The sequence below is a fragment of the Streptomyces sp. NPDC042002 genome (assembly GCF_055588305.1).
Genome location: NZ_JBVJCT010000008.1, coordinates 92016 through 118155, shown reverse-complemented (window position 1 = coordinate 118155; position 26140 = coordinate 92016). Strand labels below are relative to the sequence as shown.

Here is a 26140-nt window from a genome sequence, read left to right as displayed (position 1 = left end):
TTCCATCGACACTGCGGACGCCGTACGGGTCCAGCGGGCCGCCGCTGTGCTGTTCCTCACCCAGCCGACCTGCCGAGACGGCCACGGCCATGCCGGAGGAGCCGACCGAGAACCTGGTGCCGTTCGTCCCACCGGACGGCGCGCCTGACGTGCCGGTCAGAACTCGCCGTCTGGTCGCCCGCACCGCCGCCAGCGCACCTCGCCGTGTACGGGGACCCCGGCCGGAGACCGCGACCAGCAGCCCGGACGCGACGACGGCGACGCCGCAGCCGTTGGCAGGGGCATGCCCGCGAGGCGCACCGTCGTGTCCTACCTCTCGTAGGCGAGAGTGCCCCGGCCTTCAGGCCGGGGGTGAATCGCCCCACGGCGGCGGGTTGGTCAGTCCGGTCGCTTCTGCTGCGCGATGTAGTCCTTGACCACTTGCAGCGGGGCTCCACCGCATGAGCCGGCGAAGTACGAGGGCGACCAGAAACGGCCGTGCATGATGGCGCGGTTCACCCGCCCCGTGTACTGGGCGCGTAGACGCCGGGAGCTGACGCCCTTGAGGGAGTTCACCAGGCCGGACAGGGCGACCTTCGGCGGATAGCGCACGAGCAGGTGTACGTGGTCGGTTTCGCCGTTGAACTCTTTCCGTTCCGCGCCGAAGTCCTCGCAGACTTTACGCATGGCTTCCTCGCAGGTGCGGAGCATTGCGTCGTCCATGACCTTCCGCCGGTATTTGGTGACGAATACCAAATGGGCGTGCAGGTTGTAGACGACTGTTCGACCTCGGCGGATATCAGGGTCAGGTTCCCATTGCGGTGACATGGACCATCGGTAGGGTGCGGTCATGCAGCTCCGGTACAACTTCCGCATCGGCCCGACGCCGGGTCAGCGCACCGCGCTGGCCCGGGCGTTCGGCTGTGTGCGGGTGGTGTACAACGACGCCCTGCGAATCCGTGAGGATGCCCGCAAGGCCGGACTGCCGTTCGTGACCTCGGCCGAACTGTCCAAGCGGCTCACCGCGTCGAAGAAGACCGAGCCCCGGGCCTGGCTCGGCGAGGTGTCGTCGGTGGTCCTCCAGCAGTCCCTCCGGGACCTGGATACCGCGTACAAGAACTTCTTCGACGGCCTCAAGGGCAAGCGCCCTCGCATGGGCGCACCCCGCTTCAAGTCCAGGCGCGACAACCGGCAGACGATCCGCTTCACCGCCAACGCCAGCTGGAAGATCACACCAGGTGGCCGTCTGCGCCTGCCCAAGATCGGCGACATCCCGGTCAAATGGTCCCGGTCTCTGCCCTCCACGCCGTCCACGGTGACCGTGACCAAGGACGCGGCGGGGCGGTACTTCGCGAGCTTCGTCGTGGAGACCGACCCGGCCGCCGACCTGGACCGCATGCCGACGACCGCCGACGAGGTGGGCATCGACCTCGGCCTCACCCACTTCGCGGTCCTCTCCGACGGTCGGAAGGTGAGCGCGCCAAAGTTCTTCCGCCGCGCCGAGCGCAAGCTGAGGAAGGCGCAGCAGAACCTCGCCCGCAAAACGAAGGGCTCGAACAACCGCAAGAAAGCCGTCGTCAAGGTCGCCCGCGCTCACGCGCACGCGGCGAACGCACGCAGGGACTTCCACCACAAGCTGTCCACGACGATCGTCCGCGAGAACCAAGCGGTGTACGTCGAGGACCTCGCGGTGAAGGGTCTCGCCCGCACGCGCCTGGCCAAGTCGGTGCACGACGCCGGATGGTCGGCGTTCGTGAGCATGCTGGAGTACAAGACGGCACGGCACGGGCGGGTCTTCGCCCGGGTGGACCGGTTCTTCCCGTCCTCCCGGCTCTGCTCCGCCTGCGGCTTCAAGGACGGCCCCAAGCCGCTGAACGTCCGCGAGTGGACGTGTCAGGGCTGCGGGACCGTCCACGACCGCGACGTGAACGCCGCGATCAACATCAAGACCGAAGGACGCAAGGTCGCCGCCGGACAGGCGGAGACCGTAAACGGCCGTGGAGTGCAGGTAAGCCCGGGATCCGTCCCGGCACCGCGCGATGAAGCAGCAACCCGCCGAGACGGTCAGCCGACCGTAGTAGGAATCCTGGCCCTTTAGGGCCGGGAGGATGTCAATCGTCCGGGTCCCAGGCCAGGAGCAGGTCGAAGAGGCGTCGGTCACCGTCGAGCTTCAGGGAGTCCACCGGGAGACGGCCGTACAGGGCCAGGACCAGCTCACCGGCCGTGCCCCGGAGGGAGGCGTCGGCCTCGTCCGGGGCATCACCGGCAGCGGCGGCGGGCATCGTGCCGAGCGTGGGGAGAGGGGTGGACCGTGTGCCGTCGGCGGAGAGCGTAAGGCGCCAGGATCGGCCCTCGGCGGCGTGGTAGTCGACGACAGCGGGCTCGTGGGGCCAGGCGTCCGTCCCTGCGCAGCAGGTGGACAGGAACTCGTCGACACCGTCGAGTGCCGCCTCGTCGGGCAGCGGCTGCGGGGTGCCCAGGGTGACCTGGGCGTCGTAGGTGTGCACTGTGACCTCCTGGACCTGGTGCCGGGCGACTGCACCGCGCTCCGACAGCCGGACACCGGGTTTCACAGCCGACGCGACAGGCACCGCGCCACTGGCCGCGCGCCCTCGGACGTCGCGGTGTTTCTCATTCCGAAACGATGGGTTGTGCCCGATGCGGACCGGTGAGGCGTTCGGCCAGGAACGCGCGCTCGGCGTCGTTTCCGGCCAACTCCAGCGCCTGAAGATAGGCGATCGAGGCCTCCGCCGAGCGGCCCAGCCTATGCAGGAGGTCCGCCTTGATCGCCGGTAGGTACTGGTATCTCGCGAGCCGGTCGTCCTTCTCCAACTCCGCGACCTCTTCCAGCGCCCGTGCCGGGCCGGAGACCATCGACACCGCCACCGTGCGGTTCAACGCCACCACCGGTGACGGCCACACCGAGAGCAGCTCGTCGTACAGGATCACGATCTGTGGCCAGTCCGTACGGTCGTAGGACGGCGCCTCGGCGTAGAGCGAGGCGATCGCCGCCTGCAGGACGTAGCGGCCCGGTCGCCCACCGCGCAGCCCGTCCACGATCAGGTCGTGCGCCTCGGCCATCGCGGAGCGGTCCCAGAGCGATCGATCCTGGTCCTCCAGCTGCAGCAGACGGCCGTTCGCGTCGACCCTAGTGGCCCGCCGGGCGTCCGTGACCAGCAGCAGGGCGAGCAGCCCCCGCACCTCCAGCTCGTCGGGCATCAGCTCCCGGAGCATCCGGGTCAGCCGCAGCGACTGGTCCACCAGATCCGTACGCACCAACGCCGCGCCGGACGGTGCGGTGTGCCCGGCGGTGAACAGCAGATGGATCACGCCGAGCACCGCGCGCAGCCGGTCCGGCAGTTCACTCGCTCCGGGGAGCCGGAAGGGGATCCGCGCAGCCGAGATCTTCTTCTTCGCCCGGGTCATCCGGGCGGCCATCGTCGAATCCGACACCAGAAGAGCCCGGGCGATATCGATGGTCGCCACACCGCACACCAGTCGCAACGTGAGTCCCAGCTGCGCCTCCTGCGCCAACGCCGGATGGCAGCACATGAAGATCAGCCGCAACCGCTCGTCCGGTACCAAGTCCTCCGGCTCGACGGAGGACGATTCGTCGACAGCCACCTCATGTTGTGCCTCCTCGGCTTCCACCAACAGCGGGAGTTTCGAGCGGAACGTGCGCTCGCGCCGCACCGCGTCCATCGCGCGGCGCTTGGCCGCGGTGGTGAGCCAGGCCGCCGGTTCGTCCGGGATCCCGTCGCGGCCCCAGCTCGCCAGGGCCGCGGCGTACGCCTCCTGCACGCACTCCTCGGCCAGGTCCAGGTCGCGTGCGACGCGCGCCGTCGCGGCGAGCACCATGGCCCACCCGCGACGGTGCGCGTCCGCGACCGCCGTCTCCACGTCTGCCGGGGGCGTCATGCCGTAGCGGACCGATCCGCGATGAAGCCGCCGTCTACGGGCCGCACTTCGACACCGCCGCCCTGCCGGGTGGCCGGATTGGCATGGGCGATCTTCAGAGCGGCGTCCAGGTCGGGTGCCTCGATGACGGCGAAGCCCGCGATGACCTCCTTGGCATCGACGAACGGACCGTCCGTCACCACGTCGCCGTGGATCGAAGTAGCCGTGTCGGCGGCGGGCTGCAGGGCGAATGCCGCGACCAGGGCCCCGGACTTCACCAAGTCCTCGAAGTGGCGGTCATGGGCCTCACGCGCCCCGGGAATGACCTCGGCTTCGTCAGCGTGGGCCTTCGCGTAGATCAGGATCGCGTACTGAGCCATGGTGGCTGTCCTTTCAGGTGGTTGTTGCCTCACGCCCCTACGTCGAACGGCCGGCCCGGATTCGACAGCACTCCTCGCACATTCTTCGGCCGATACCCCGCTACGTAACAATCACCCAAGGAGACGCACCGGGACGAGTGGACGGTTGGACCGCGTCGCCGTCGACGCGACCGCTCTCTCGGACAACGGGCTCTGGGAGACCTTCTGCGACGACGTGTTGATCGGGGACAATGCGGTCGGGCTCGCCTTTCAGGTCGCGAACGGCAGGCTGTGCTCGGACGGCCTGGACTTGGCGATCTTCCTGATCTCCCGGTGTTCGGGCAAGGTGAAGGTCGTTGGGGCCGCCGCCTTCGTACTTCGGGCAGAGCGAGTCGATGCCGTCGGCGGTGAGGTTGTGAAGCATGTCCCGGACCCGCACACGTTCAGCCCCTTGGTCATTCTGACCGTCCGCCGCTGCCCGGCGCAGCGACCGGGCGCTACCTCACCACAGGGCGAACGTTGCCGAGTGTCCTGCGCCGGAGATCCGTTGGCAGAAGCGGGCGAGTGAGTCGAGGATCTCTTCGGCTGTTTTGGTCCAGGTGAACGGGGTCGGGTTCTCGTTCCACTGTTTGACCCAGGCTCGGATGTCGGCTTCGAGGGAGCGCACGCTTTTGTGTGCGCCGCGGCGGATCTTCTGGTCTGCGAGGAAGCCGAACCATCGCTCGACCTGGTTGATCCAGGAGGAGCCGGTGGGGGTGAAGTGCAGGTGGAACCGCGGGTGTTTGGCAAGCCATGCCTTGATGGCCGGGGTCTTGTGGGTGCCGTAGTTGTCGCAGATCAGATGAACTTGCAGGTGCTCAGGGACCTCACTGTCGATCTTGATGAGGAACTTCTTGAACTCCGCGGCCCGATGCCGGCGGTGCAGGGATGTGATGACTTCGCCGGTCGCGACATCGAAGGCCGCGAACAAGGTGGTCAGGCCGTTACGGACATAGTCGTGAGTGCGGCGTTCAGGCATGCCGGGCATCATCGGCAGGACGGGCTGCGAGCGGTCCAGGGCCTGGATCTGGGACTTCTCGTCCACCGACAGGACCACCGCACCCTCTGGCGGATTGAAATACAGGCCCACCACGTCGTAGACCTTCTCCACGAACAGCGGATCCGTCGACAGCTTGAACGTGTCGCTCAGGTGCGGCTTGAGCTGGAACCTGCGCCAGATCCGGCCCACCGTGGACTTTGACAGGCCGCTGCGGTCCGCCATCGAGGAACGCGACCAGTGCGTGGCGTTCTTCGGAATCTCCTCCAGCGTGCTGACCACGACGGCCTCCACCTGGTCGACGCTGATGGTGGGCGGCCGGCCCGGCCGGGTTTCGTCCACCAGCCCGTCCAGGCGGGCGGCCAGAAACCGGCGACGCCACTTGCGGACCGTGTCCGCCGCGATGTGTAACTCGCGTGCCACCACAACAATCGGCGGGACATCAGAACCATCACATGCCAACACGATGCGAGCCCGTAAAGCCACTGCCTGCGCAGATGACGCCCTACGGGCCCAGCGCTCCAACACCACACGCTCATCAGGCGACAACAACAACGGTTCCAGCTTCGGACCGCGACGTGGCACCGGAACATCCGCAGAAGCACTCATAAACAAATTAACGACGGATCTCCGGCGCAGGACACTAGTACTCCAGTGTGACTTCGTGATTGACGGAGGATCGTGCTGGTCAGTGAGCCGTTGCGTCGAGACGAAGCCGTGCGGGGATGACGGGGCGCTCGCCGGGTCCGAGGTTGCGATTGGCGTTCCCTGGGGTCCGGGGCGCTTCGAAGGAGAACCCGAGTTCGGCCAGGAACCCTGTGCCTGGCTGCCAGCCTTCAACTGCCGAAGCAACCACTTGGGTGTAGTCCTGTGCGGCGAGTTCACGGAGGAGGGCGGAGGCCACCAGACGGCCCAGCCCCTGGCGCCGATATGCAGGGTGGATGAGGAACAGGCCGAGCGAGCAACCGTCTGGCGTCGGATACCGGAGCACGGCGTCGATCACGCCGACGATTCGGCCGTCGACGGTGATGACGATGAGAGCCTTGTCCTGGAAGGCCGCACCCTCAGGCAAGGCGTAGTACAGGCTTTGGACATCGCCGGGCGCGGCAGGTTGGCTCGTGGTGGCCGTGAACCAGTCTTCAGCCCCGTCGAACAGTGCGAGCACGTCCTGCTCGTCAGCCGGTTCCAGATCTCTGATTTGGACTTTTCGGTCACCGAGTGCAAGGTCCAGCAACATGGCGGCAGCCTAATTCCAGCGTCGCCGTCTGCGCTGGGCCCGGTGGCAACAGGAACGGCCACCGCGTGATCATCGGGGGTTGTGTGGGCTCCTGAAGATCGTGCGGTGGCCGCTGGCCATAGCGTAGACCCTGCCCGCTGGCGGGCGATGTTCGACCAGGTCACGGCCAGAATCGCGGGCCACTTCCGGAGAGTCGAACCCCGCGCCACCGCCCGCGCCTATCTCCTTGGACTGCTCTCCGGCGTCGAGCGCAAAAACTGCTGGCGCCTGGCCGAACACGCCGGCCACGCCCGCCCGGGACCGATGCAACGCCTGCTGCGAAGCGCCCGCTGGGACGCCGCCGCGATGCGCGACGACGTCCGTACCTACGTCCAGGAACACCTCGGCGCCGACGAAGGCGTGCTCATCGTCGACGAAACCGGCTTCCTGAAGAAGGGCCGCGCCTCCGCGGGAGTGCAGCGGCAGTACACCGGCACGGCAGGACGGATCGAGAACAGCCAGGTCGGCGTCTTCCTCGCCTACGCCTCCAGCTGCGGACGGGCCCTGATCGACCGTCGCCTCTACCTGCCCGAACACACCTGGTGCCACGACCAAGAACGCCGGACCCAGGCCGGCATCCCCGACGAGCTGGAGTTCGCGACCAAGCCCCGCCTGGCCGCCCAGACGATCGCCGCGGCTCTCGACGCCGGGGTCACCGCCTCCTGGGTCACCGGCGACGAGGCCTACGGCCAGGACCCGCACCTGCGCGCGGTCCTGGAGGCCCGCAAGGTCGGCTACGTCCTCGCGGTCGCATGCACCACGAGGGTACGCATCAACCACGGCCGCACTCCGGTCCAGGCACAGGTCGTTGCCGATCGGCTGCCTGCCTCTGCCTGGCACCGGCAATCCGCGGGAGCAGGCGCGAAAGGCCCGCGCTACTACGACTGGGTCTGGATCCACATCGGCGAGGACGATCACCGCTACCTGCTCATCCGCCGCAACCCCAGCACCCGTGAACTGGCCTTCTACCTATGCTGGTCACCGACCCCGGTGGCGCTGTCCGAGCTGGTCCGCGTCGCCGGCATCCGCTGGAGCATAGAGGAATGCTTCCAGGCCGCCAAAGGCCAGACCGGCCTGGACCACTACCAGGTCAGGCACTGGACCGCCTGGCACCGGCACATCACCCTCGGCATGCTCGCCCTCGCCTTCCTCGCCGCAGTCGCCGCTGTCGCGGCTCCACGTCGCCCTGCCGACGCCAACCGCCACGCCCGCAAAAGCGACCCGATCAGCCTGACCGTCCCGGAGATCCGCCACCTACTCGCAGCGATCCTCAGGCCACTACTGCCCTCACCCGGTCTCCTGCTGCACTGGTCGGCCTGGCGGAGACAGCATCAAGCAACTGCACGCCGCAGCCACTACCGACGACGACTCCTCAAACACATAGATCACGAAGTCGCACTGGAGTACTAGTGCGGCACTAAAGGGAGACCGACGGCGCCGGCGAACTCGTGCGTGAAGACGGCCATAACGTCGTCGGTTCCGAGGTGGGAACGCCCGTCCGGTGGCCACTGGGCCGGACGGCCCGCGACAAGCCACACTGTGGCAGCAGGCGCACGAAGCTTGACAGCGACCGGCAATCGGAGTCCACCGTCACCCTCGGACCAGAGGATGTCGGCACCCATGAGCGGAACCCCGACGAGCCCTGACCAGGGGGGATGGTCCGTCACAACCACGGCTGTCGTCCCTCCGGGCTGTCCGATCATGGTCATCGGAGGGTTGTCAGGTTTTGCCTCACCGGCTTGGGGCTTGAGCCCTCGCGTGCTGGGTATCGCAGGCGCATGCAGGTATGGGGAAAGGCCGTGTGGACGGAACCCCAGGTGGAGACTTTTCTGCGGGGCGTGTCGCGGCGGATGCTGGCGAGAGATGCGCCGCACCCGTGGTGGATCCCGCGGCGCCTGCTGACCGTGGTGTCGGCAGACGTCGACACCACGGCCGGTGTCGGGGCGGTGTGGATCGTGTGGCGTCCGAAGTCACCGCGCACGCGTGAGCACATTGCGCTCCTGGAGTGGTATGCCGACAAGTGGCGGTACGTGGGGGGCGGCAGCGGCTCCGGAGACGATCCTGTCAACGTCGATGTGCTCGACGTTCGCAACGGCGGGGGCGTTCTCAGCCTCACCCGCAGCATTGACCCTCCACGCTCCATCACCGCAGCCCCATGGATCAGTTGCGTCAAAGTGAGCCTCGGGCGGGACGTGGGTCACGTTCTCATCGGTGCCCGCCGGATCGACAATCCCGAGCACCGCGAACTCATCGCTGTCTGGACGTCCCCCTACATCAGCCGCGGAGCCCGTCCCGCCATCGTGGCCCTGGGACGCGACGGCGCCGAGCTCTCCCGCATTGGCCCCCATGACAGCCTGGACACTCATACCTGGGCGCGGTTGAGGGAGGAGCTGTAACCAGCCTGCTCGCTGGGTCTTTGTCAGGACGTGACCACTGTCCTGCGCGGCGAGCATGGGCATGATGCCGAGGAACTGGCCCTGGAAGCCGGCCGCGTACGTGCCGGTGACGATCGCGATGCCCTCGGCCGCGCAGAGTGCGCCGAAGACGCGGCCTCGGGCGCATGCCGATCTCCTTCCGGTGATCGGCCAGTTGGCCGGGCGGGTGCCGTAGCGTCCGGTTGGACAGGCCGATCGGCGACGGACAGTTGAGCACGGAGTTCGTGGCGGACACGGGTGCTCCTGGTCGAGAACCGTCGACCAGGAGCTTCGTTGTTCCGTGAGGCGTATGAGGAGGCAGGCGGGGTGCTGGCCGAGGCCGCGAGCGAGCGGCTGCACTGGCAGGTCCGGGACGGGCTGGCGTTCTCAGAAGACGTGCGGTTGGCGGCGCGTCCATGGCGGGAGGCAGGGAGGACAGAGCTGACGACACGGGCCGTGGAGGAGCGGCTGGATGCCTATGTCACCGGCCTGATGGACACGCTGGGCTGAGCCAGGGCGGTCCGGGGCGCGCCCCGGACTCATCGTGCACCGAAAGGCCAAGGCGTACGGCATTACACCCGCGCGGTGTCAGGGCAGACCAGGCTTCACGAGACTTTCACCAGGTCGTCATACTGTGCCCATGAGCACACCCGCCAGACCGCAGGTCCCCACTCAGCCTCCTCTCTCACCGTCGCCGTCCGCGGCCGGATCCCTCCCCGCCGACCGGGCGCAGCCCCGGCGGAAGTGGTGGATCGCCCCGTTGGTCGGGGTGCTGGTGGCGCTTGCGGTCCAACTCGTCGCCGCCCTCCTGCTGCTGGTGTCCCCCATGGCGTTGGACTCGTGCACCGCAGCCAACCCCTGCGGAAGCACGGAGGCCGCGATCGGCACTGCCCTGGTGCTGCTCCTGCTGGCGGTGCTCTCCCTGGGCGTGCCGTGGTACCCGGCGAAGAGGAAGAGCCTCGGCGTGGGAATCGCGGTGAGCCTGATCCCGCTGGGCCTCACGCTGGCGTCCATCGGCACGCTGCTCTTCGGGATCGGGTTCGGCTGACACGACGGCCGCGCGACCGGGCGGCCCGAATCGCGAAACACCCCACGGAGCCGGCCCGAGCCCGCGCGCTCCGTGGGGTGTTCGACACTTCCGCGCCGGGCAGCCCCGGCCCGCCGCCCGACTGACCGATCAGGGCGCTCGGCGGCACGCGTTGAAGCCGCTCCGGCGCGATCCCGTGGTCGGCGTCGCGGACCGTCCGCCGAGTCCGCGCAGCGTCCTGCGATGCGGGCGAGAGCTGAACGTGGTGACGAGCGGGCCGGCGTGGTGTAGAGAGGTGCCACAGTCGACTCTACGAGCGCGGCGAAGTTCTCACGGCATGCCTGACCGTGGAGAGCACATCAGGTGCCTGACACTGCCGACCGCTCACGATCACCTGCCGGGAGGCTCCGATGGAGTTAACGCTGCGAGACGTGAGAGACACCGACCTGCCCGTCTTCTTCTCTCAGACGAACGACCCCGAAGGGCTTCGGATGGCGGCGTTCACCGCCAAGGACCCATCGGACACCGCGCTGTTCCACGCTCACTGGGCACGGAACCGACAGGACCCAGCGATCATTATGCGCACCGTGGTTGGCGACAGCGACGAGGTCGTCGGGCACGTTGCCGTGTTCGGACCTCCCGAGGAACGCGAGGTCACGTACTGGATCGGGCGGCAGTACTGGGGGCGGGGAGCGGCAACTGCCGCGCTGCGCGAGCTTCTTGTGATCGCGGCGGAGCGCCCGGTGCACGCCCGCGCCGCGGCGGACAACCTCGCCTCGATCCAGGTCCTGAAGAAGTGCGGGTTCGTGGTGACCGGCAGCGCGCGGGACTTCGCGAACGCACGAGGCGAGGAAGTCGACGAAGTCCTCCTCACCTTGGTCGACTGAGCCCACACCGCCCACCCGCTCAAGCCGTGTGCCGTGCCCGACGCCGAGTGGAGATCTGGAACCATGCGATCGGCGGCCGCGCCGACTCAACGGTGTGGTCACCGGCGCGTCGGCCGCGCTCTGCGGGAGGCGGGCACCGGCCGCACAGGTGCGGGTCTTCCGTCTCCGCGGCTCCGTCATGGCGCCGCTTCCTCCCTTCTGGCCTCTGGGCCACACCCTCGGGCTCGTCGGCCACCCCGGCGGCCGAGGTCGCTTCTGGCGTGGCAGAGTGTGCGTGTGCCAACCACTGATGCCGTCCGTGCCACCGACGCCTTCGACGTCTCCCGTGCCGTGGACAGGACCGATGCGGCCCACGAAGAGCCCGGCCACCTCATCGACCTGCGGAGCGACACCGTCACCCGGCCCGGCGAGGCGATGCGCCGGGCGATGGCCGAGGCCGAGGTGGGTGACGACGTCTTCGGTGACGATCCCACCGTCAACGCGCTCCAGGAGCGGATCGCCGGGCTGCTCGGATTCGAGTCCGCGCTGTTCGTCCCCTCGGGGACGCAGAGCAATCTGTGCGCGCTGCTGACCCACTGCGGCCGAGGGGACGAGTACATCGCCGGCCAGATGGCCCACCTGTACCGGTGGGAGGGCGGCGGCGCCGCCGTGCTCGGAGGCATTCAGCCCCAGCCGCTGGCGCATCGGGCGGACGGGACGCTGGACCCGCTGGACATCGCGGCGGCGGTGAAGGCGGACGACCCGCACTTCGCGCGCACGCGGCTGCTCTGCCTGGAAAACACCATCGGTGGCCGGGCCGTGTCACTGGACTACCTGAAGACCGCCACACAGGTCGCCCGCGACCACGAACTCGCCACGCACCTTGACGGGGCGCGGCTGTTCAACGCCGCGGCGGCCGGCGGGGGCGACCCGTACGAGCAGGCACGGCTGATCGCCGGCCACTTCGACAGTGTCTCCGTCTGCTTCAGCAAGGGCCTGGGCGCGCCGGTCGGCTCGGCGCTCGTGGGGTCACGGGAGTTCGTGGCCGGTGCCCGGCGCTGGCGCAAGGTTCTGGGTGGCGGAATGCGGCAGGCCGGCGTGCTGGCGGCCGCGGCTCTGTACGCGCTCGACCACCATGTGACACGGCTCGCGGACGACCATGCGCACGCCGCGCTGTTCGCCGAGGGCCTGAAGGACGTGGAGGGTCTGACCGTCGAGCCCAGCGGGACCAACATGGTCTTCGCGAGGTCCGCTCCCGGCATCGAGGCGGACGAGGTGCGCGACCGGCTGGCGCGTCGTGGCCTGCTGTGTGCGGGATACCCGGGCCGGCTGCGCTTCGTGTTCCACCTGGACGTGACGCGCGCCGACGCGGAACGCGCGGTGCGGATCGTACGCGAGACCATGGCCGAGACAGTAAGTCGCTGAGCCTGCAGGGACGTTGGTCCTACGTTCGTCACGCCTCTCCGCACGGATGCCCGCACCGGAGAAGCGCACTCACGGCCGAAGAGGCTCGCCGAAGCACGGTGGGCCTACCGGCGATCCTGCCCTGGCGGGGGAGCCCAGGGCCGAAGCTGATCCTCGCCCTGCGTGTCGCGGACCGGCCGCCCGGATGCCGGGCAGGTGCCGCACGTGGTGAGAGTCGGACGGGCTCTCGACGTGAGCGGCGAAGTCAAGGCACGGCTGGGTGGGTCCTTTGGGGACATCACCACAGCCCGCGCCACCGAGGCGCGTAGCGGGCTTTCGTCAGTCCACCGGCCAGGTGTGGACCGGCGCGTTGAGGTGCATGTAGTCGATGTACTGGCGCGTCATGCGCCGCAGGGCCTCGTGACGGCCGCAGTGCTCCGACGCTTCGAAGCGGTGCAGCATCTCCTTCTGCCAGACCGCGCCGTTGCGCGCGGTGACGCACCGCTGCTCGATGATGCCGAGCAGCGGTTCCCGCCATGCGGCGTCCATGCCCGAGCGCTCCAGGCCCTCGTGCGCCAGCGGCAGCAGCCGGCGCAGGACGAGTTCGGGCACCGGCACCTCACCTGTTCCGGGCCAGTACAGGAGGGCGTCGATGCCGTTCCGCGCCGCGGCGTGCAGGTTGTCCTCGGCGGCCGAGAAGGACATCCGGGACCACACCGGCCGGTCCTCGTGCACCAGTGCCCGGGTGAGGCCGTAGTAGAAGGCGCCGTTGGCGAGGGTGTCGGCGACCGTCGGGCCCGCGGGCAGCACGCGGTTCTCCACTCTCAGGTGCGGTCTGCCCTGGGCGACGGCGTAGACCGGACGGTTCCATCGGTAGATCGTGCCGTTGTGCAGGGTGAGTTCGGCCAGGTCCGGTGTGTCGCCGCGGTCCAGCGTCTGTGTGGGGTCCTGGTCCTCGCACAGGGGCAGCAGTGCCGGAAAGTAGCGGAGGTTCTCCTCGAAGAGATCGAAGACGCTGGTGATCCACCGCTCCCCGAACCAGACCCGGGGCCGTACTCCCTGCGCCTTGATCTCCTGCGGGCGGGTGTCCGTAGCCTGCTCGAAGAGCGGGATGCGCGTCTCGTGCGCCAGCTCCTTGCCGAACAGGAACGGCGAGTTGGCCGCCAGCGCGACCTGGACCCCGGCGATCGCCTGCGCCGCGTTCCAGTAGTCGGCGAACTCCTCCGGAGACACCTGGAGATGGAACTGCGTGCTCGTGCACGCGGCCTCCGGCGTGATGGTCTCCGCGTAGGTCCGCAGCCGGTCGACTCCGTCCACCTCGATGAGCAGATCCTCGCCGCGCGCCGCGAAGACCTGCTCGTTGATCAGCTGGTAGCGGGCGTTCTCCGACAGGGCCTTCGGGCCGACGTCCGTCTCCCGCAGGGTGGGCAGGATGCCGATCATGATCAGATGGACACCGATCGTCCTGGCGCGCTCGTCGGCGTGGTTCAGGGCGGCGCGGATCTCCTCCTCCCAGGCGTCGGGGCCACCCGAGATCAGCTGGCGGGGCGGAACGTTGATCTCCAGGTTGAACCGGCCCAGCTCGGTGTCCCAGGCGGGATCCGCGATGGCGTCGAGCACGTCGGCGTTCCGCATCGTCGGCTCGCCCTCGGCATCGGTCAGGTTCAGCTCGATCTCCAGGCCCACCTGAGGGCGCTCCGCGTCGAACCGTGACTCGCGCAGCATCTGCGCGAAGGCGTCGAGACATTCCTGCATCTTGATCCGGTACCGGCGACGGTCCTCGCGAGTGAAGACCAGTGCCGGAACGTCGCGTCCCATCGGCCCTCCTGGGTGGCCCCACGAATACCTCTTCCCTCCAGCGTCGCACCACTGGGCGGGTCTGACCATGCGGGACGGGCTCCACGCCGTGGCCGGGGTCGGCGACGGCCACGGTGTAGAGCCCCGGCCACGGTGTAGAGCCCCGTGGCCGGCGACCGGGGCCAGAGACCGGGGGTCCGCCTCAGCCGTCCCCGGCCCGTGTCCGGCGTCCGGTCATCGCCACCGCGGTGATCGCGCAGAGTCCGTATACGGCGCACAGCTGCCAGACCGCCGCGGAGCCGGTCCGTGTTTTGGTGGTCAGTCCGGCCCGGGAGCGACCGAGGGCGTGATCGTCCGGTGCGTCCGGGCGGTGGATCCCCGGAATATCCCGTCCCCGCCCAGGCTCCCGTCCAGCCGGGCAGGTCTCTCGTCCACTACGGGCAGTCGTAGCGGTGGGTGAAGGGACGCCCCGGGCAGATGTGGCACTCGAAGAGGTACACACCACCCAGGTCACCCAGTACCAGGCCCGGCCCCTCGAAAGGCGTGTGGCTCTCTTCGACCGGGGTCCAGGCATGCCGGGACACGGAGTCGGCTTCGGTGCTCGCCACTGTCAGCAGGTGTTCCATGCGATTCCCGCATCCGGTGCATTCCGGCCACTCTGGGTCCTGGCACCAGCCGGGGTATCCGACCAGCTTTGTGCCGGGCGCGGTGGAGAGGTGGCTCTGGTAATCCCAGCCCGTCTCGTCCTCCAGTGCCAGGAATCGGAACTCCAACTCGTCCCACATGTCGTCATGCGGGTCCCAGTAGGGGTACTCCTTCACCAGCTCCGGATGTACTACGCAAGGACGTGCGACGTAGTTCTCCCACCTCTCAGCTGGGCTCGGCGGTGCCTCCAGCGATTTCCGGACCGATCCGGCCGTCCGCCATCTGACGTGCGGAACGACCCAGCGATGGCCGCTGTGTTTTCTTGGGCACCACAGGACTTGGAGCAGATCGCATCCGTCGGGAAACGGGACGATGTCAGGAACGCCGGCGCGATAGATCTGCACGACCGGCACCATCGGCGCCCCTTCGTGCTCGGGACACAGCGGCCACGCTTCCTCGGCAGGCCACAACAGAGGGCCGCCCACCGAGCTGTCCCGGCAGGTCGGTTCGCCCGCGCGAGGGTGAAGCCTCACGGTCTCCCTCAGCAGGGGCACCAACTCGGGAAACAGTTTCTCGACGTCCACCGGGCGCGGCGGCGTATGGCGGGTCACGTCGACAGACTACGAGAGGACGGCCACGCGCGAGACGGACGCTGAGGGCGACGACGGGGTGACCCGACGAGCGCCGGTGGACCAGGTGTCCGAGCGCTCACGAGGGCGGTTCCGTCCCGGCCTGCTCGCTCACCATGTACCGCGCGTACCAGTCCGGCCAGTCCGGGTCCTCCGCGCCCAGGCGCGCCTCGTGCTCACCGTGCGCCGCCGCGGCCCGACGCAGTGCGCTCGCCAGGTCCTCGGCCGAGGCGAACGAGGTGGTCGCGGGGTCCAGCCGTCCCGGAAGCCGTTTGGTGATCTCCTGTAGGAACCAGCCGTTGCCGTCCGGGTCACTGAACGACAGGAAGGAGCCGTAACTGCCGCGTTGAGGATCAGGGCCGGACACCCGGGCATCCGTGCCGGCGTGGTGGAAGACGCCGCCGGCGTCGTGAAACACGTCGCTCGGGTCGGCGCCGCCCCGTCTCAGCTCGTCGCGGGCGGCCTCGATGTCGTCGACGACCAGGTGCAGTCCGCGAGCTGAGCCCGGGGCCTGATCGGTGACGGATCTGCCGAAGATGACCGAAGCCGGGGAACCCGGAGGGGTCATCTGCACCACCCGGAAGTCCCCGTCGGTGGCGACGTCCGCGTCGAGTCTCCAACCCAGCGCCGTGTAGAAGTCCTTGGCCCGGTCGACGTCGGACACCGGCACCACGACGACCTCGAGTTTCATGTCCATGGCTTGCTCCTCTCGTCTCGGACCCGGACGGGACACCGGCGACGACCTGATCCGCGAGCGGCGTCGGACCGCCCTCGACGGCCGACCGCGGTTTGGGCCTGGGGCGGTGAACGGTCAGTGCGCGACGAGCTGTTGGCCGCCGTCGATGTCGTATGTGGCGCCGGTGAGGGCGCCGTTGGCCATGATGTGCAGTGCGAGGGCGGCGACATCCTCAGGTCCGACCACCCGGCCTATGGGCAGCGTCTTCCTCAACTCCTCGCGCCGCGCGTCGAGTTGGTCACCGAGGAGGGAGGCCGACAGCGGTGTGTCCACGAATCCGGCCGCGATGAGGTTGACCCGGACAGGGGCGACCTCCAGTGCCAGGTTGGCTGTCAGAGCCGGGAGTGCCGCGGTGAGAGCGCCCGTCACGGCCATTCCGAGCGCGGGCCGCCGGCCGCCGGTGCCTCCGATGAACAGCAGTGTTCCCCCGGCTCTGACCTTCCCCCGGCTCGCCCGCGCCACCGCCAGCATCATCGCGATACGCCCGCCGAAGTCGTACCCGGCCCTGGCCAGGTCGAGTTCGGCGATGGGGGTGTACGACGGGCTGCCCGCCGTGACCATCACGTGGTCGACCTGCCCGGGCAGCTCTGCGATGAAGCGCTCCAGGCGTTCGACGTCCCGGGCGTCGAACGTGGCCGTGCTCAGCGGGTTCAGTTCGGCCGCTGCTCGCTCGAGGCGTCCGGCGTCACGCGCCACGAGAACCAGGTCGCCGCCGGCCGCACGCACCTGTCGCGCGGTCTCCAGACCGATGCCCGCGCTGCCTCCCACCACCACGACCGTCTGCCCGGCGAATCCTCCACGGGCTCCACCGGCTTCTCCATCGGTCCCACTCACAGGGGGTCACCACCCTCAGAACACGGATTCCGTACGTTCCCCGCTCGCGTCTACGAAACACGATCCCCGCTCGCGCCCGCGAACGTCGGCTTCGGCCCCTGCCAACGGAGGTGATGGAAGGCGCCCGACGAGGTGGTGGAAGGCACCAGCCGGCTCGATCAGGTGCGCACCGCGCTCGCCACACCCCTGGGCTGGGCGTTTTCGCCGGCCGCGTCATGCCCCATGCCCTCCGGCGCGGACCGCCGATTCGACCTTCAGTCTGTCACCCGTTCGACTGGACGGCATCCGCGCCGCGGGTCGAGAGGCGATACCTCGGGCGGTCCGCCGCGTCGCCGGGGTCCGCGGGTTCTTTGCCGCGGCCGTGGACCCCTGTGTCAGGGCCGCATCTCGTAGGCGCCGGACAGCGCCTCGACCTGGGACCAGACACGGGCCAAGCGCTCCGGGTCGGAGACCGGGCGGCGGATGTGGGCCAGTGCCCAGGCCGCCTGGGCCTCGGTGGCGGCGGCCTTGCCGTGCAGATCGGTGGCGTAGCCGGAGAAGTCGCGGACCAGGACGGCGAAGATCTCGTCCAGCAGGTCCTCGTCCAGGCCGGTCAACTCGGCCTGCTCCAGCACCAGTTGCCCGTAGACCACCAGGGCGAAGAGGTGGCCGAGGGCGAGGGAGAAGTCGAGGTCCCGCAGCTGGGCCTTGTCCGGGGCGTGCCGGGAGAGCAGCTCGCACAGCCCGTCGGCCTGCTCGCGGAAGCGGGCCACGTTGGGCAGCGCGGCGAACCGGTCGTAGGCGATGCGCCAGTCCTGGAAACGGATGGCACCCAGGCCGCGCGCCGGGCCCTGCGCGAACAGGAACGTGTCGTCGGCCGCGTCGAGGCGGGTGGGCACGGGCGCGTAATCGGCGGGCTGGAAAAGGTAGTTGCCCATGAACTTCTGGATGAGGGCGAGGTTGACGTGGACCGTGCCCTCCAGCTTGGGCAGGCCGCGGATGTCCCGGCACGCCTTGTCGAAGTAGGTGTCCTTCTCGAAGCCCTTGGCCGCGATGACGTCCCACAGCAGGTCGATGACCTTCTCGCTCTCGGTGGTGACCTTCATCTTGGTCATCGGGTTGAAGAGCAGGTACCGGCGGTCGTCGGGACCGGCCGAGCGGAAGTAGTCGGCGGCCCGGTCGCTGAAGAGCTTCATGGCGGCCAGTCGGACGTAGGCGTCGGTGAACTCGCGGCGCACGTGCGGGAAGTCGGTGACCGGGTTGCCGTACAGGGTGCGGTTGTGGGCGTGGGTGACCGCCTCGTACATGGCGTGCTCGCAGATGCCGACGCCCACCGTGCACAGGTTGAACTTGCCGATGTTGACCGTGTTGAGAGCGGCGTCGAAGGCCGCCTGGCCGGTGTGCATCACGTCCTCGGCGCGCACCGGGTAGTCCTCCAGGCGGAACTCGCTGACGAACATCTGGGAGTTCACGACGTTCTGTGCCAGGTGGTAGTCCGGGTGCCGGCTGTCGGCCGCGAAGAAGACGTAGCCCTCGGGGCCCTCGATGTCGGAGCGGCGGCCGAAGACGGAGACGAGTCCGGCGACGTTGCCGTTGCCGATGTAGTACTTGGAGCCGTTGGCGCGGAAGCCCCCCTCGCCGTCGGGGGTGAGGACCATGTCCGTCCGGTAGATGTCGGCGCCGTGGCTCTTCTCGGACAGGGCGAAGGCCATCACGTGCCCCTCGGAGAGCAGTTGCGCCGCACGGGCGCGCGTCTCGGGGTTCGGGCTCTGCCACACCGGGCCGAGGCCGAGGATGGTGACCTGCCAGGTGTACCAGTAGTTGAGACCGTAGAAGCCGAAGATCTCGTTCAGGGCGGCGTTGCGGGCGGTGTCCCAGCGCTTGTTGCCGTCGCCCGCGGCATCGGCGGACGGAGTGAGGAAGGTGGCGAAGAGGCCCTCCTTGGCGGCGAACTCCAGGAAGTCCGCGTACCAGGTACGGTCGATGTAGTCGCGCAGCAGTGCCTTCTTGCCGCGGGTCTCGAACCAGTCGACGGTGGCTCTCAGCAGGCGGCGGGTCTCCGGGTCGAAGTGCGCCGGGTCATAGGTGCGCGGGTTGAAGAGCAAGCTGTCCGACATGGCAAGTTTCCTTCTCGAATACGGGGTTGGGGCATCCGCCGGTGGTCCGGCGCAGGCGGGGGACATGATCGAACCACGCGAACTCCGTCAGCTCGTACGCGATGGCGCGCCGCAGCACTGCGCGCGGCAGCGGGCGGCCCACGTCCAGCGTCTCGGGATCGGGGAGGTCTCAGCGATCGGCCGGCTGGAGCGGTGTCGGGCCGTGGCCGGTCGATACGACCCGCAGGGTGCGGGGTTGCCGCTCGTGCCGACGACCTCGGAGCTGGTGGCCAGGTTCACCCACACCATGATGCCCTGATCGTGAGCACGACACTGAACTGCCACTCCTCCAACCTCATCGCGGTCTCCCGAACGCCGGTACGCCAGTACGCCCTTCGTCCATCTTGTATCGAGCAGTTGACACAAGGTTTCGACCAGGGCATCTTGTACCCACTGCTTGATACAAGATGATCCGGGGGATCTCCGTATGCTCGACCCCGTCCCGCTCCAGTCCCGGTTCCTCGACCACGCCGACCACTACGCCCGCTGGTCCGGTCTGGCCATCGGCATCGTGGCCGCACAGCAGTTGGTCACGATGGACAGCGACGACATCACGATGCCCCTCGTGTTCGCCATCACCGCGTTCGGCCTGTGCGCGGTGGGCGGAGTACTGCTCGGCGACGCGTTGACCCTGCGTCCCCAGGAGGCGGTACGCACCGCGAGCCTCGCCCCGCGCCTGATCCGAGACCAAGTGCCGCCCCGTATGGCGCCCTTGCTCCTTCTGCAGGCGGCATCTCTCGTCACCCTGCTGCTGATGGGTGCGGTCACGGCCTCCTCCGACTTCGACCGGACCGGCAGAGCGGGGCGTGTCATCACGATCACCTGCGAAGGGATGCGCACATCCCTCGGTCCCTGGCCCGGCCTGTACTACAGCGGCCCGATGGTCGCCGCCCTCGCGGTCGGAACCCCCGTCTGCGTCTGGGCCCTGCGCCGCATCGCCCACGGCCCGGGCGACGACCAGCAGCGCCGCGACCGCGCGTGGGCGATCACCGGAGCCTGGGGGCTGCTGGTGTCGAGCCAGGTGCTGCTCGTCGTACTGATGCTCTTCGTCGCGCTCACGGACAGGGCTTGCGCCGGCCCCCTGGGCGCCGCCACCATCGTCGCGATCTGCCCTCTGGGCCTGCTGGGCCTGTTCACCTTCGGATGGTCCCTGGTCACCGTGGTCGTGCCCCGGGCGGTCGACGACGAGGCAGCCGACGACGGGGCTTTCGACGATGAGTGATCCCGCCGTCCGTGTCGACACCACCAGCCAGGTACCGCCGTACGAGCAGATCCGCGCCCAACTGGCCGCGCTGATCCGCACCGGCCGGCTGGCCGAGGGCGAGCGCCTGCCGACCGTGCGCCAGCTCGCCGCCGACCTCGGTCTTGCGCCGGGCACCGTGGCCCGCGCCTACCGCGAACTGGAGAGCACCGAGCTGATCCGCACCCGCCGAGGGGCGGGCACCCGGGTCGCGGCGCTCCCGTCCGAGTCGCACGCGCACGATGCCGACCAACTCGCGACTTTGGTACGGGACTTCACGTCCGCCGCCCGAGCGCTCGGCGCCGGCACCGAGGACATCCTGACCGCCGTCCGCGACACCCTGGCGCCCGGGCCCTCCTCCTCGACGGCCGCCGACAGCGGTGCGGGTGGCCCCAAGGCGCCAGGCGTCTTCATCGCCGACGGTGACCTGAGCGACCACAGCGAGGGAGACGACGTCACGGCGAACTCGAGGCCGCCATCCCAGAGTTAGGCCGACCGCGTCATCGCGGTGGGCGAAACAGCTGCTGCCCGGCCGGGCAGCAGCTGCCGGACCGGACGGGCTCTGGGTTCTGTCGATCACTGCGTATCGGTCGACCGTTTGCGGCTGACCACAATGAGTCCTGCTCCCGCGATGACCATTCCCCCGGCGGCTGCGGTGCCGACGAGACCGAGAGTGGTGAGTCCCGTTTCGGCGAGGGTCGGTGTGGGGGACTGCGTGCGGGCGGCGTCGCGAATGAGATCGGTGATGGCGTCGGGGTGGGAGATCATCACGCTGTGGGAGGCGGCGATCTCGACGGTGTGGGAGCCGGCGCGCTTGGCTTGGAAGCGCTCCAGGTCGGGCGCTATGGCTTTGTCGTTGGTGGCGACGGCGGCCCAGGACGGGATGGTCCTCCACGCGGCGGAAGTCGCTTTGTCGGTGAAGGCCGTGGCTGAGACGGGACGTTGGGCTGCGGCCGCCACCGATGTGGCCATCTGCGGGAGGTCCGCGGCAGCGACGGCGCGGAACTTGTCCGGGGAGACGTAGAGATCTGTTCCTCTGGAGCCGTCCGCGTTCTCGAACGGCACCGGTACCAAGGCGGGGTTGAGCTCGCTGCCTGGGAATTCGGCGGCGAGTCGGCCGACGACCTCGCCCCTGTCGGGCATGAAGGCGGCGACATACACGAGTGCCTTGACATGGGGGTTGCCGGCCGCCGCCTCGCTGATCACCGCGCCGCCGTACGAGTGGCCGACCAGGACGATGGGGCCCTTGACGCTCCGTAGAACGCCGGCGATGTAGGCGGAGTCGGTAGGCAGACCACGCAGCGGATTGGCGGGAGCGATGACACGGTAGCCCTCGCCCTGCAGGCGTGCCACGACGCCGTTCCAACTGGACGCGTCGACGAACGCGCCGTGCACCAGCACGACGGTCGGTTTGCCACCGGCAGCACCAGTACCGCTGCTGGGGGACGTGGCCCCTCCGTCGGCGACGGCCGGCGCCGACGCCGACAAAGCTGCCGCGGTCACCAACGCGGCAACGGCTGCGGCCGTGTGTATTCGGCGCCGACGAGGCCGCGGCACAGGGGACGACGTCATGGTTGCTCTCCTTCGGAGGACGGACGGGATGCTCGTCAGCCTGTCCGCCCTGTGCCGAGCGCGCATTCGCGGCGAACCACCTGAGCGAATTGCCTCGCCCAATCAGGTCGACTCGATAGATTTCCGGTTCGGCGATGGGTCACCCACTGAGGTCAGCCGCTTGGGCCCAGGAGCCCTTGCCCGACCTCCAGCAACACTCGGCCGGGAAGCCACGCGCCGTCCGCTGCCGGCCGGTAACGGTGGCGGACGGCCAGCGGCGGCGGCCGCCGCTCAAAGCTGGCGAATGACGTCATCACCAGCGAGGGGGCGGTGACAAGGCCACCGTGACCCTCACCGCGTGAGCCCATCCCGGAGCACCGCGCAAAGCACCTGACGTGAAGGGACAATGGGCAAAGGGGCAGCCTGCTGGGATCGGTCCTCAGCTGTCTCGACATGCGTGATCGGGTCGGTGTTGGTGTGCTGGTAGCGAGGGGTCGGTGCAACCGGGTCCGAGCCGGCGGCGGGCAGGACTGTTCTGGCCCTGCTCTGGCCCCACCGTGGAGCTTTCCGCCGGGGAGAGCCGGTCATGGTCGGCGTTGGCGCCGAGCCGCTGGGCAGCAGACCCGCTCAGCTGGTCACGCGCTGTGTGACGAACCGAGGCCGCTCACCACCTCCCGTGAACCAATTCCCGTGAACCTCCAGGAGTCCGTTGATCGCCGACTGCCGCTGAAGCCCATCGACGAGCGCCGTCCTGTAGGTGGACAGGGCAGGTGTGTCACTCCGGCGAAGCCGCACCGACTTCGGCCGGCACACGCGCGAACGTCTCAGACGAGGGAGACACAATGTCCGTGTCCATCGATGTCTTCAACAGTGGCTACAAGCCCATTCCCAATCCACCCGGGTGGACCGCACCGCAGCAGGCCACATGGCCGGCCACCACGGCGACCCTCATCGCCGGGAGCACGGACGCCTTGCTGGTCGACGCCCTGATCACCACGTCCGAGGGCGAGCGGCTGGCCGCCTGGGTACAGGCCTCGGGCAAGAACCTCTCGACGGTCTACATCACTCACGGGCACCCGGACCACTTCTTCGGCGCCGGGCCCACACTGGCGGCGTTTCCTCGGGCACGGTTGGTGGCCCTCCCCGAGGTGGTGAGCGACGCGCAGCGGTCAGCCCGATCGCTGGACAACTGGCGAGTGTGGCTCGGGGGGCAGTTCGACGAGAAGGCAGCCATTCCCACGCCCCTCACCGCCAGCGAACTGGAGATCGACGGCCATGTCGTACGCCCGCTCGCCCTCGGGCGGAGCGACGGTGTCCTCAACAGCGTGGTCCATGTTCCGGACCTGGCCACGGTCGTCTCCGGCGACGTCGCCTACAACAACATCCACATGTGGCTGTGGCGCTCCACACCGGAAACCCGAACCGAGTGGCTGGCCACGCTCGACGCTCTCGCGGCTCTCCGACCGGAAACAATCATCGCCGGTCACAGGGACCCGGACGCACCCGACGACGACGCACAACGCGTTCTCGACCAGAGTCGGCACTACATCGAGGACTTCGACAAGGCGGTGGCCGCCGGCGGTTCCGTCGCTGACCTTGTCGGCCGGATGATGGAACGGTACGCAGCGTATGGCAACCCCTACACACTGCTGGCCGCCGCTGCGAGCCAGTTCGACAATTCCTGAGCTCTTCAGGTTGGCGTCGGTCGGTGTGAGGTGATGGCCGGTCCGGTCTCGGTGAGGCAGCCGTCGATCAGCTCGGGATGGTGCTGGACGTGGGCAAGCCCTCGGCGGACGGCGAGGCGGTCGGTGGCGGACGCGGGTGCCGGCCAGGTCATCGACGTCAGCCAGTAGTCCCGTACGGCGAGGGTATCCGGCGGACCGCTCACCGCCGCTGTCCGCCTCGCTCGTGCCCGCATGCGGGCGGCACCGGACGTCGGGGGAGTGACCGGGTGGCTCGAACGCTGTTCGGAGCGCGTGACGCGGCACACACGTTCTCCGCGGCGGCCCGCGTACCAGCCACTTCACCCGGTTCACGGGTGGTGACCGACTGTCAGAACGGCCAATTCCGCATTTAGTACCCGGGGTTACATCTGTGGGGCCGGTCGGACTTGCTACTGTGTTACTCGTTGGTAGCAATCCGTAGGGGGCCACGGGGAGCCGGCGCGAGCATCGCCGCCGCTTCCCGGGCGGATTGGTCGAGAAGGACGTTCTGGCAAGGGGGCCAGGCGGACACGGCATCCGCGCGTACCTATGACGCGGCCTCTGAATTCCCGTCTTCTCGCTCACTTATCCGAACAGGTGAGACTCGTCTTATGGCTCGTTCCCTGGTCGATCTGCTGACCACGCACGCCTCCCGACAGCCCGACCGGACCGCCTACCGGTACCTCGTCACGGGTGACTGCGACGGAGAGATCCAGGACATCTCCTACGGGCGGCTCGCCGAGCGGTCCCGGGCCGTCGCGGCCTGGCTGCAGGAGCGCGGCCTGGCCGGTTCCCGCGCCATGCTGCTGTATCCGCCCGGCATCGAGTTCGTCATCGGTTATCTCGGCTGTCTTTCGGCCGGGGTCGTCGCCGTGCCTGGCCTGCCCCCGCAGGGGCGGTCGCAGAACCACCGCGCCCTACTCCGGATGAAGCGCCTGATCGCCGACGCGGACGCCAAGGTGATCCTGGGCGGCCGCGAGGTGATCGCGGCCCTCGCCACCATGTCGGAACACCTGCCGGAACTGGCCGAGATCACCTGCGTCGTCACCGAGGACATCCCCGACGCGGCGGCAGGCTCCTGGCGCGAACCCGACCTCACCGCCGACTCCGTCGCCTTCCTCCAGTACACCTCCGGGTCCACCTCCGCCCCGCGCGGGGTGATGGTGACCCACGGGAACCTGCTGGACAACGAGCGGGTCATCACGGAACGGATGGGCCACACTCCCGACGTGATCGAGGAGTACGACCATGAACTCTTCGTCAGCTGGCTGCCCGTCTACCACGACATGGGCCTCATCGGCCCGGTCCTGAACGCGGTCTACCTCGGCGTGACCGCCACGCTCTTCTCCCCGCTGCACTTCCTGCAGCGGCCCGAGCGCTGGCTGACCGCCATCGACCGGTACCGCCCGCATACCAGCGGCGGCCCCAACTTCGCCTACGAACTGTGCCTGAAGCACGCCACGCCGGAGCTTCTCGACGGCCTCGACCTGAGCCCGTGGAAGGTCGCCTTCAACGGCGCCGAACCGGTACGGGCCGCGACCCTGCGCCGGTTCACCGAGACCTTCGGCGCGGCCGGCTTCCGCCGCGAGGCCCTGTATCCGTGCTACGGCCTGGCCGAGGCCACGCTGATCGTCACCGGCAGTTCGGTGCACGCCCCGCCCACCCTGGCCACCGCCACCGACGGGGCCGGGGGCGGGCCGCACACCGGCGCGGCGGAGGCCAGGTCGGCGGACGCGGCGGCGGTCGGCTCCGGCCGGCCCGGCCCCGGTATCACCGTGGTGATCGCCGACCCCGAACAGCAGGAGGAGCTGCCCGAGGGCGAGGTCGGCGAGATCTGGGTCTCCGGCGCGAGTGTCGCCAAGGGCTACTGGCGCAACGCGCTCGCCACCCGGCAGACCTTCCGGGCCACCCTCAAGGGGCGCGAGGGCCGTTTCCTGCGTACCGGCGACCTCGGATTCCTGCGGGACGGCGAACTCTTCGTCACCGGCCGTCTCAAGGACCTGATGGTCATCGACGGACGCAACCACTACCCGCAGGACCTGGAACTGTCCGCCGAGATGTCCCACTGGGCGCTGCGGCCCGGCTGCACCGCCGCCTTCTCCGTGGACGACGGAGGGGAGGGCGAGCAGCCCGTCGTCGTCGCCGAGACGGCCCCCGAGGCGGCGGGCGAGTCCGAGAAGATCATCGATCTGATCCGCGGCGCGATCGGCGAGGCGCACGGCCTGCCGGTGCGCGACGTCGTGCTCGTCCACCCCGGCACCATCCCCAAGACGTCCAGCGGGAAGATCCAGCGCCGCGCATCCCGGGCGGCGTATCTCGACGGCACTCTCTCCCTGGTCGGCGGCCCCGCGGCGAGATGACCTCCCCCTCCGGCGGCGTCCCCACACGCCGTCGGCGGGTCAACGGCGGGCTCGGGTGAGCCTGTTCCTCGGTGGACAGGCCGTAGGCCGTCGGTACGGCGGTCGTGCGTCAGCGCCATGGCGGTCGTACCGCCCTCGTACAGCCGCCGGAATCCGCCGCACGCCAACCGAATCCACCTTCTGCACCCTGCCGTCTGCCGTCCGTCGCATCGGTCGTACGCCGTCCGCCGTCAGCCGTGCGTCGGCCGCATC

22 protein-coding genes and 4 pseudogenes are annotated in these 26140 nt (G+C 69.0%); 12 read left to right on the top strand and 14 right to left on the bottom strand.

The genetic code is table 11. The annotated features are described in order from the left end of the window. Window positions 1-378: 378 nt before the first annotated feature. Window positions 379-807 (bottom strand): IS200/IS605 family transposase, encoded by a 429-nt coding sequence (gene tnpA / locus ACZ6KY_RS15015; RefSeq protein WP_469310881.1) that lies wholly within the window; start codon window positions 805-807, stop codon window positions 379-381. A gap of 22 nt (window positions 808-829) precedes the next feature. Between tnpA and ACZ6KY_RS15010 the strand changes: the two genes are divergently transcribed. Continuing rightward, window positions 830-2077, top strand: coding sequence for an RNA-guided endonuclease InsQ/TnpB family protein (locus ACZ6KY_RS15010; protein ID WP_469310718.1), 1248 nt, complete (start codon window positions 830-832; stop codon window positions 2075-2077). 13 nt (window positions 2078-2090) lie between these two features. On the opposite strand, the pseudogene ACZ6KY_RS15005 reads toward ACZ6KY_RS15010, so the two are convergent. The 6 genes and pseudogenes from ACZ6KY_RS15005 to ACZ6KY_RS14980 form a co-directional block, all read right to left on the bottom strand. Further along, window positions 2091-2522 (bottom strand): annotated as a pseudogene (locus tag ACZ6KY_RS15005) (hypothetical protein); the annotation flags it as partial. Between the two features lie 88 nt (window positions 2523-2610). Further along, window positions 2611-3897 carry an RNA polymerase sigma factor gene (locus tag ACZ6KY_RS15000; RefSeq protein ID WP_469310717.1) on the bottom strand — a complete coding sequence of 429 codons (1287 nt, stop codon included), beginning with the start codon at window positions 3895-3897 and terminating at the stop codon, window positions 2611-2613. Then, the gene (locus ACZ6KY_RS14995) at window positions 3894-4256 is read right to left on the bottom strand and encodes a YciI family protein (protein WP_469310716.1); all 363 of its coding nucleotides are present in this window, start codon (window positions 4254-4256) and stop codon (window positions 3894-3896) included. Before ACZ6KY_RS14995 ends, ACZ6KY_RS15000 begins: the two co-directional genes overlap by 4 nt. A 252-nt stretch (window positions 4257-4508) precedes the next feature. After that, window positions 4509-4671: pseudogene (locus tag ACZ6KY_RS14990) on the bottom strand (IS630 family transposase); the annotation flags it as partial. Window positions 4672-4737: 66 nt separating this feature from the next. Further along, window positions 4738-5880 (bottom strand): IS630 family transposase, encoded by a 1143-nt coding sequence (locus ACZ6KY_RS14985; protein ID WP_469310715.1) that lies wholly within the window; start codon window positions 5878-5880, stop codon window positions 4738-4740. A gap of 79 nt (window positions 5881-5959) precedes the next feature. Further along, entirely contained in the window at window positions 5960-6508 is a 549-nt protein-coding gene (locus ACZ6KY_RS14980; protein ID WP_469310714.1) for a GNAT family N-acetyltransferase, read from the bottom strand. Between the two features lie 147 nt (window positions 6509-6655). Here ACZ6KY_RS14980 and ACZ6KY_RS14975 point away from each other — a divergent pair, with 147 nt between their 5' ends. The 6 genes and pseudogenes from ACZ6KY_RS14975 to ltaE all read left to right on the top strand — a co-directional run bounded on the left by ACZ6KY_RS14975 (window position 6656) and on the right by ltaE (window position 12279). After that, entirely contained in the window at window positions 6656-7957 is a 1302-nt protein-coding gene (locus ACZ6KY_RS14975) for an IS701 family transposase (protein WP_469310713.1), read from the top strand. A 407-nt stretch (window positions 7958-8364) separates the two neighbouring features. Continuing rightward, window positions 8365-8943, top strand: coding sequence for a hypothetical protein (locus ACZ6KY_RS14970; RefSeq protein WP_469310712.1), 579 nt, complete (start codon window positions 8365-8367; stop codon window positions 8941-8943). Between the two features lie 315 nt (window positions 8944-9258). Next, window positions 9259-9471 (top strand): annotated as a pseudogene (locus tag ACZ6KY_RS14965) (aminoglycoside phosphotransferase family protein); the annotation flags it as partial. A 130-nt stretch (window positions 9472-9601) separates the two neighbouring features. Beyond that, complete coding sequence (locus tag ACZ6KY_RS14960) at window positions 9602-10009, top strand: hypothetical protein (RefSeq protein ID WP_469310711.1); 408 nt, start codon at window positions 9602-9604, stop codon at window positions 10007-10009. Between the two features lie 389 nt (window positions 10010-10398). Further along, window positions 10399-10875 (top strand): GNAT family N-acetyltransferase, encoded by a 477-nt coding sequence (locus ACZ6KY_RS14955; protein ID WP_469310710.1) that lies wholly within the window; start codon window positions 10399-10401, stop codon window positions 10873-10875. Between the two features lie 276 nt (window positions 10876-11151). Then, the gene (ltaE, locus tag ACZ6KY_RS14950; protein WP_469310709.1) at window positions 11152-12279 is read left to right on the top strand and encodes a low-specificity L-threonine aldolase; all 1128 of its coding nucleotides are present in this window, start codon (window positions 11152-11154) and stop codon (window positions 12277-12279) included. Window positions 12280-12597: 318 nt separating this feature from the next. Here the strand turns inward: ltaE and ACZ6KY_RS14945 are convergent, their stop codons facing one another. The 5 genes and pseudogenes from ACZ6KY_RS14945 to ACZ6KY_RS14925 form a co-directional block, all read right to left on the bottom strand. Continuing rightward, window positions 12598-14076, bottom strand: a complete 1479-nt coding sequence (locus tag ACZ6KY_RS14945) for a glutamate-cysteine ligase family protein (protein WP_469310708.1) — start codon at window positions 14074-14076, stop codon at window positions 12598-12600. 413 nt (window positions 14077-14489) lie between these two features. Continuing rightward, complete coding sequence (locus ACZ6KY_RS14940) at window positions 14490-14876, bottom strand: hypothetical protein (protein WP_469310707.1); 387 nt, start codon at window positions 14874-14876, stop codon at window positions 14490-14492. A 709-nt stretch (window positions 14877-15585) separates the two neighbouring features. Beyond that, a pseudogene (locus ACZ6KY_RS14935) lies at window positions 15586-16026 on the bottom strand (VOC family protein); the annotation flags it as partial. A 114-nt stretch (window positions 16027-16140) separates the two neighbouring features. Continuing rightward, on the bottom strand, window positions 16141-16899 hold the full coding sequence (locus tag ACZ6KY_RS14930) for an SDR family oxidoreductase (RefSeq protein ID WP_469310706.1): 759 nt from the start codon (window positions 16897-16899) through the stop codon (window positions 16141-16143). Between the two features lie 374 nt (window positions 16900-17273). Then, window positions 17274-18995: an acyl-CoA dehydrogenase gene (locus ACZ6KY_RS14925; RefSeq protein WP_469310705.1), complete on the bottom strand. Its 1722-nt coding sequence runs from the start codon at window positions 18993-18995 to the stop codon at window positions 17274-17276. Between the two features lie 64 nt (window positions 18996-19059). On the opposite strand from ACZ6KY_RS14925, the gene ACZ6KY_RS14920 reads away from it, so the two are divergent. From ACZ6KY_RS14920 to ACZ6KY_RS14910, 3 genes are all read left to right on the top strand, one after another. Then, window positions 19060-19293 carry a hypothetical protein gene (locus ACZ6KY_RS14920; protein ID WP_469310704.1) on the top strand — a complete coding sequence of 78 codons (234 nt, stop codon included), beginning with the start codon at window positions 19060-19062 and terminating at the stop codon, window positions 19291-19293. A gap of 168 nt (window positions 19294-19461) precedes the next feature. Continuing rightward, entirely contained in the window at window positions 19462-20256 is a 795-nt protein-coding gene (locus tag ACZ6KY_RS14915; protein WP_469310703.1) for a hypothetical protein, read from the top strand. After that, window positions 20249-20764: a GntR family transcriptional regulator gene (locus tag ACZ6KY_RS14910; RefSeq protein ID WP_469310702.1), complete on the top strand. Its 516-nt coding sequence runs from the start codon at window positions 20249-20251 to the stop codon at window positions 20762-20764. Before ACZ6KY_RS14915 ends, ACZ6KY_RS14910 begins: the two co-directional genes overlap by 8 nt. 86 nt (window positions 20765-20850) lie before the next feature. On the opposite strand, the gene ACZ6KY_RS14905 is transcribed toward ACZ6KY_RS14910, so the two are convergent. Then, window positions 20851-21846 carry an alpha/beta fold hydrolase gene (locus tag ACZ6KY_RS14905; RefSeq protein ID WP_469310701.1) on the bottom strand — a complete coding sequence of 332 codons (996 nt, stop codon included), beginning with the start codon at window positions 21844-21846 and terminating at the stop codon, window positions 20851-20853. Window positions 21847-22667: 821 nt separating this feature from the next. Between ACZ6KY_RS14905 and ACZ6KY_RS14900 the strand changes: the two genes are divergently transcribed. Then, the gene (locus ACZ6KY_RS14900; protein WP_469310700.1) at window positions 22668-23510 is read left to right on the top strand and encodes an MBL fold metallo-hydrolase; all 843 of its coding nucleotides are present in this window, start codon (window positions 22668-22670) and stop codon (window positions 23508-23510) included. Between the two features lie 5 nt (window positions 23511-23515). Here ACZ6KY_RS14900 and ACZ6KY_RS14895 read toward each other — a convergent pair whose 3' ends face one another. Continuing rightward, window positions 23516-23713, bottom strand: coding sequence for a hypothetical protein (locus ACZ6KY_RS14895; RefSeq protein WP_469310699.1), 198 nt, complete (start codon window positions 23711-23713; stop codon window positions 23516-23518). A gap of 426 nt (window positions 23714-24139) precedes the next feature. On the opposite strand from ACZ6KY_RS14895, the gene ACZ6KY_RS14890 reads away from it, so the two are divergent. Beyond that, on the top strand, window positions 24140-25888 hold the full coding sequence (locus ACZ6KY_RS14890) for a fatty acyl-AMP ligase (protein ID WP_469310698.1): 1749 nt from the start codon (window positions 24140-24142) through the stop codon (window positions 25886-25888). Window positions 25889-26140: the final 252 nt, after the last annotated feature.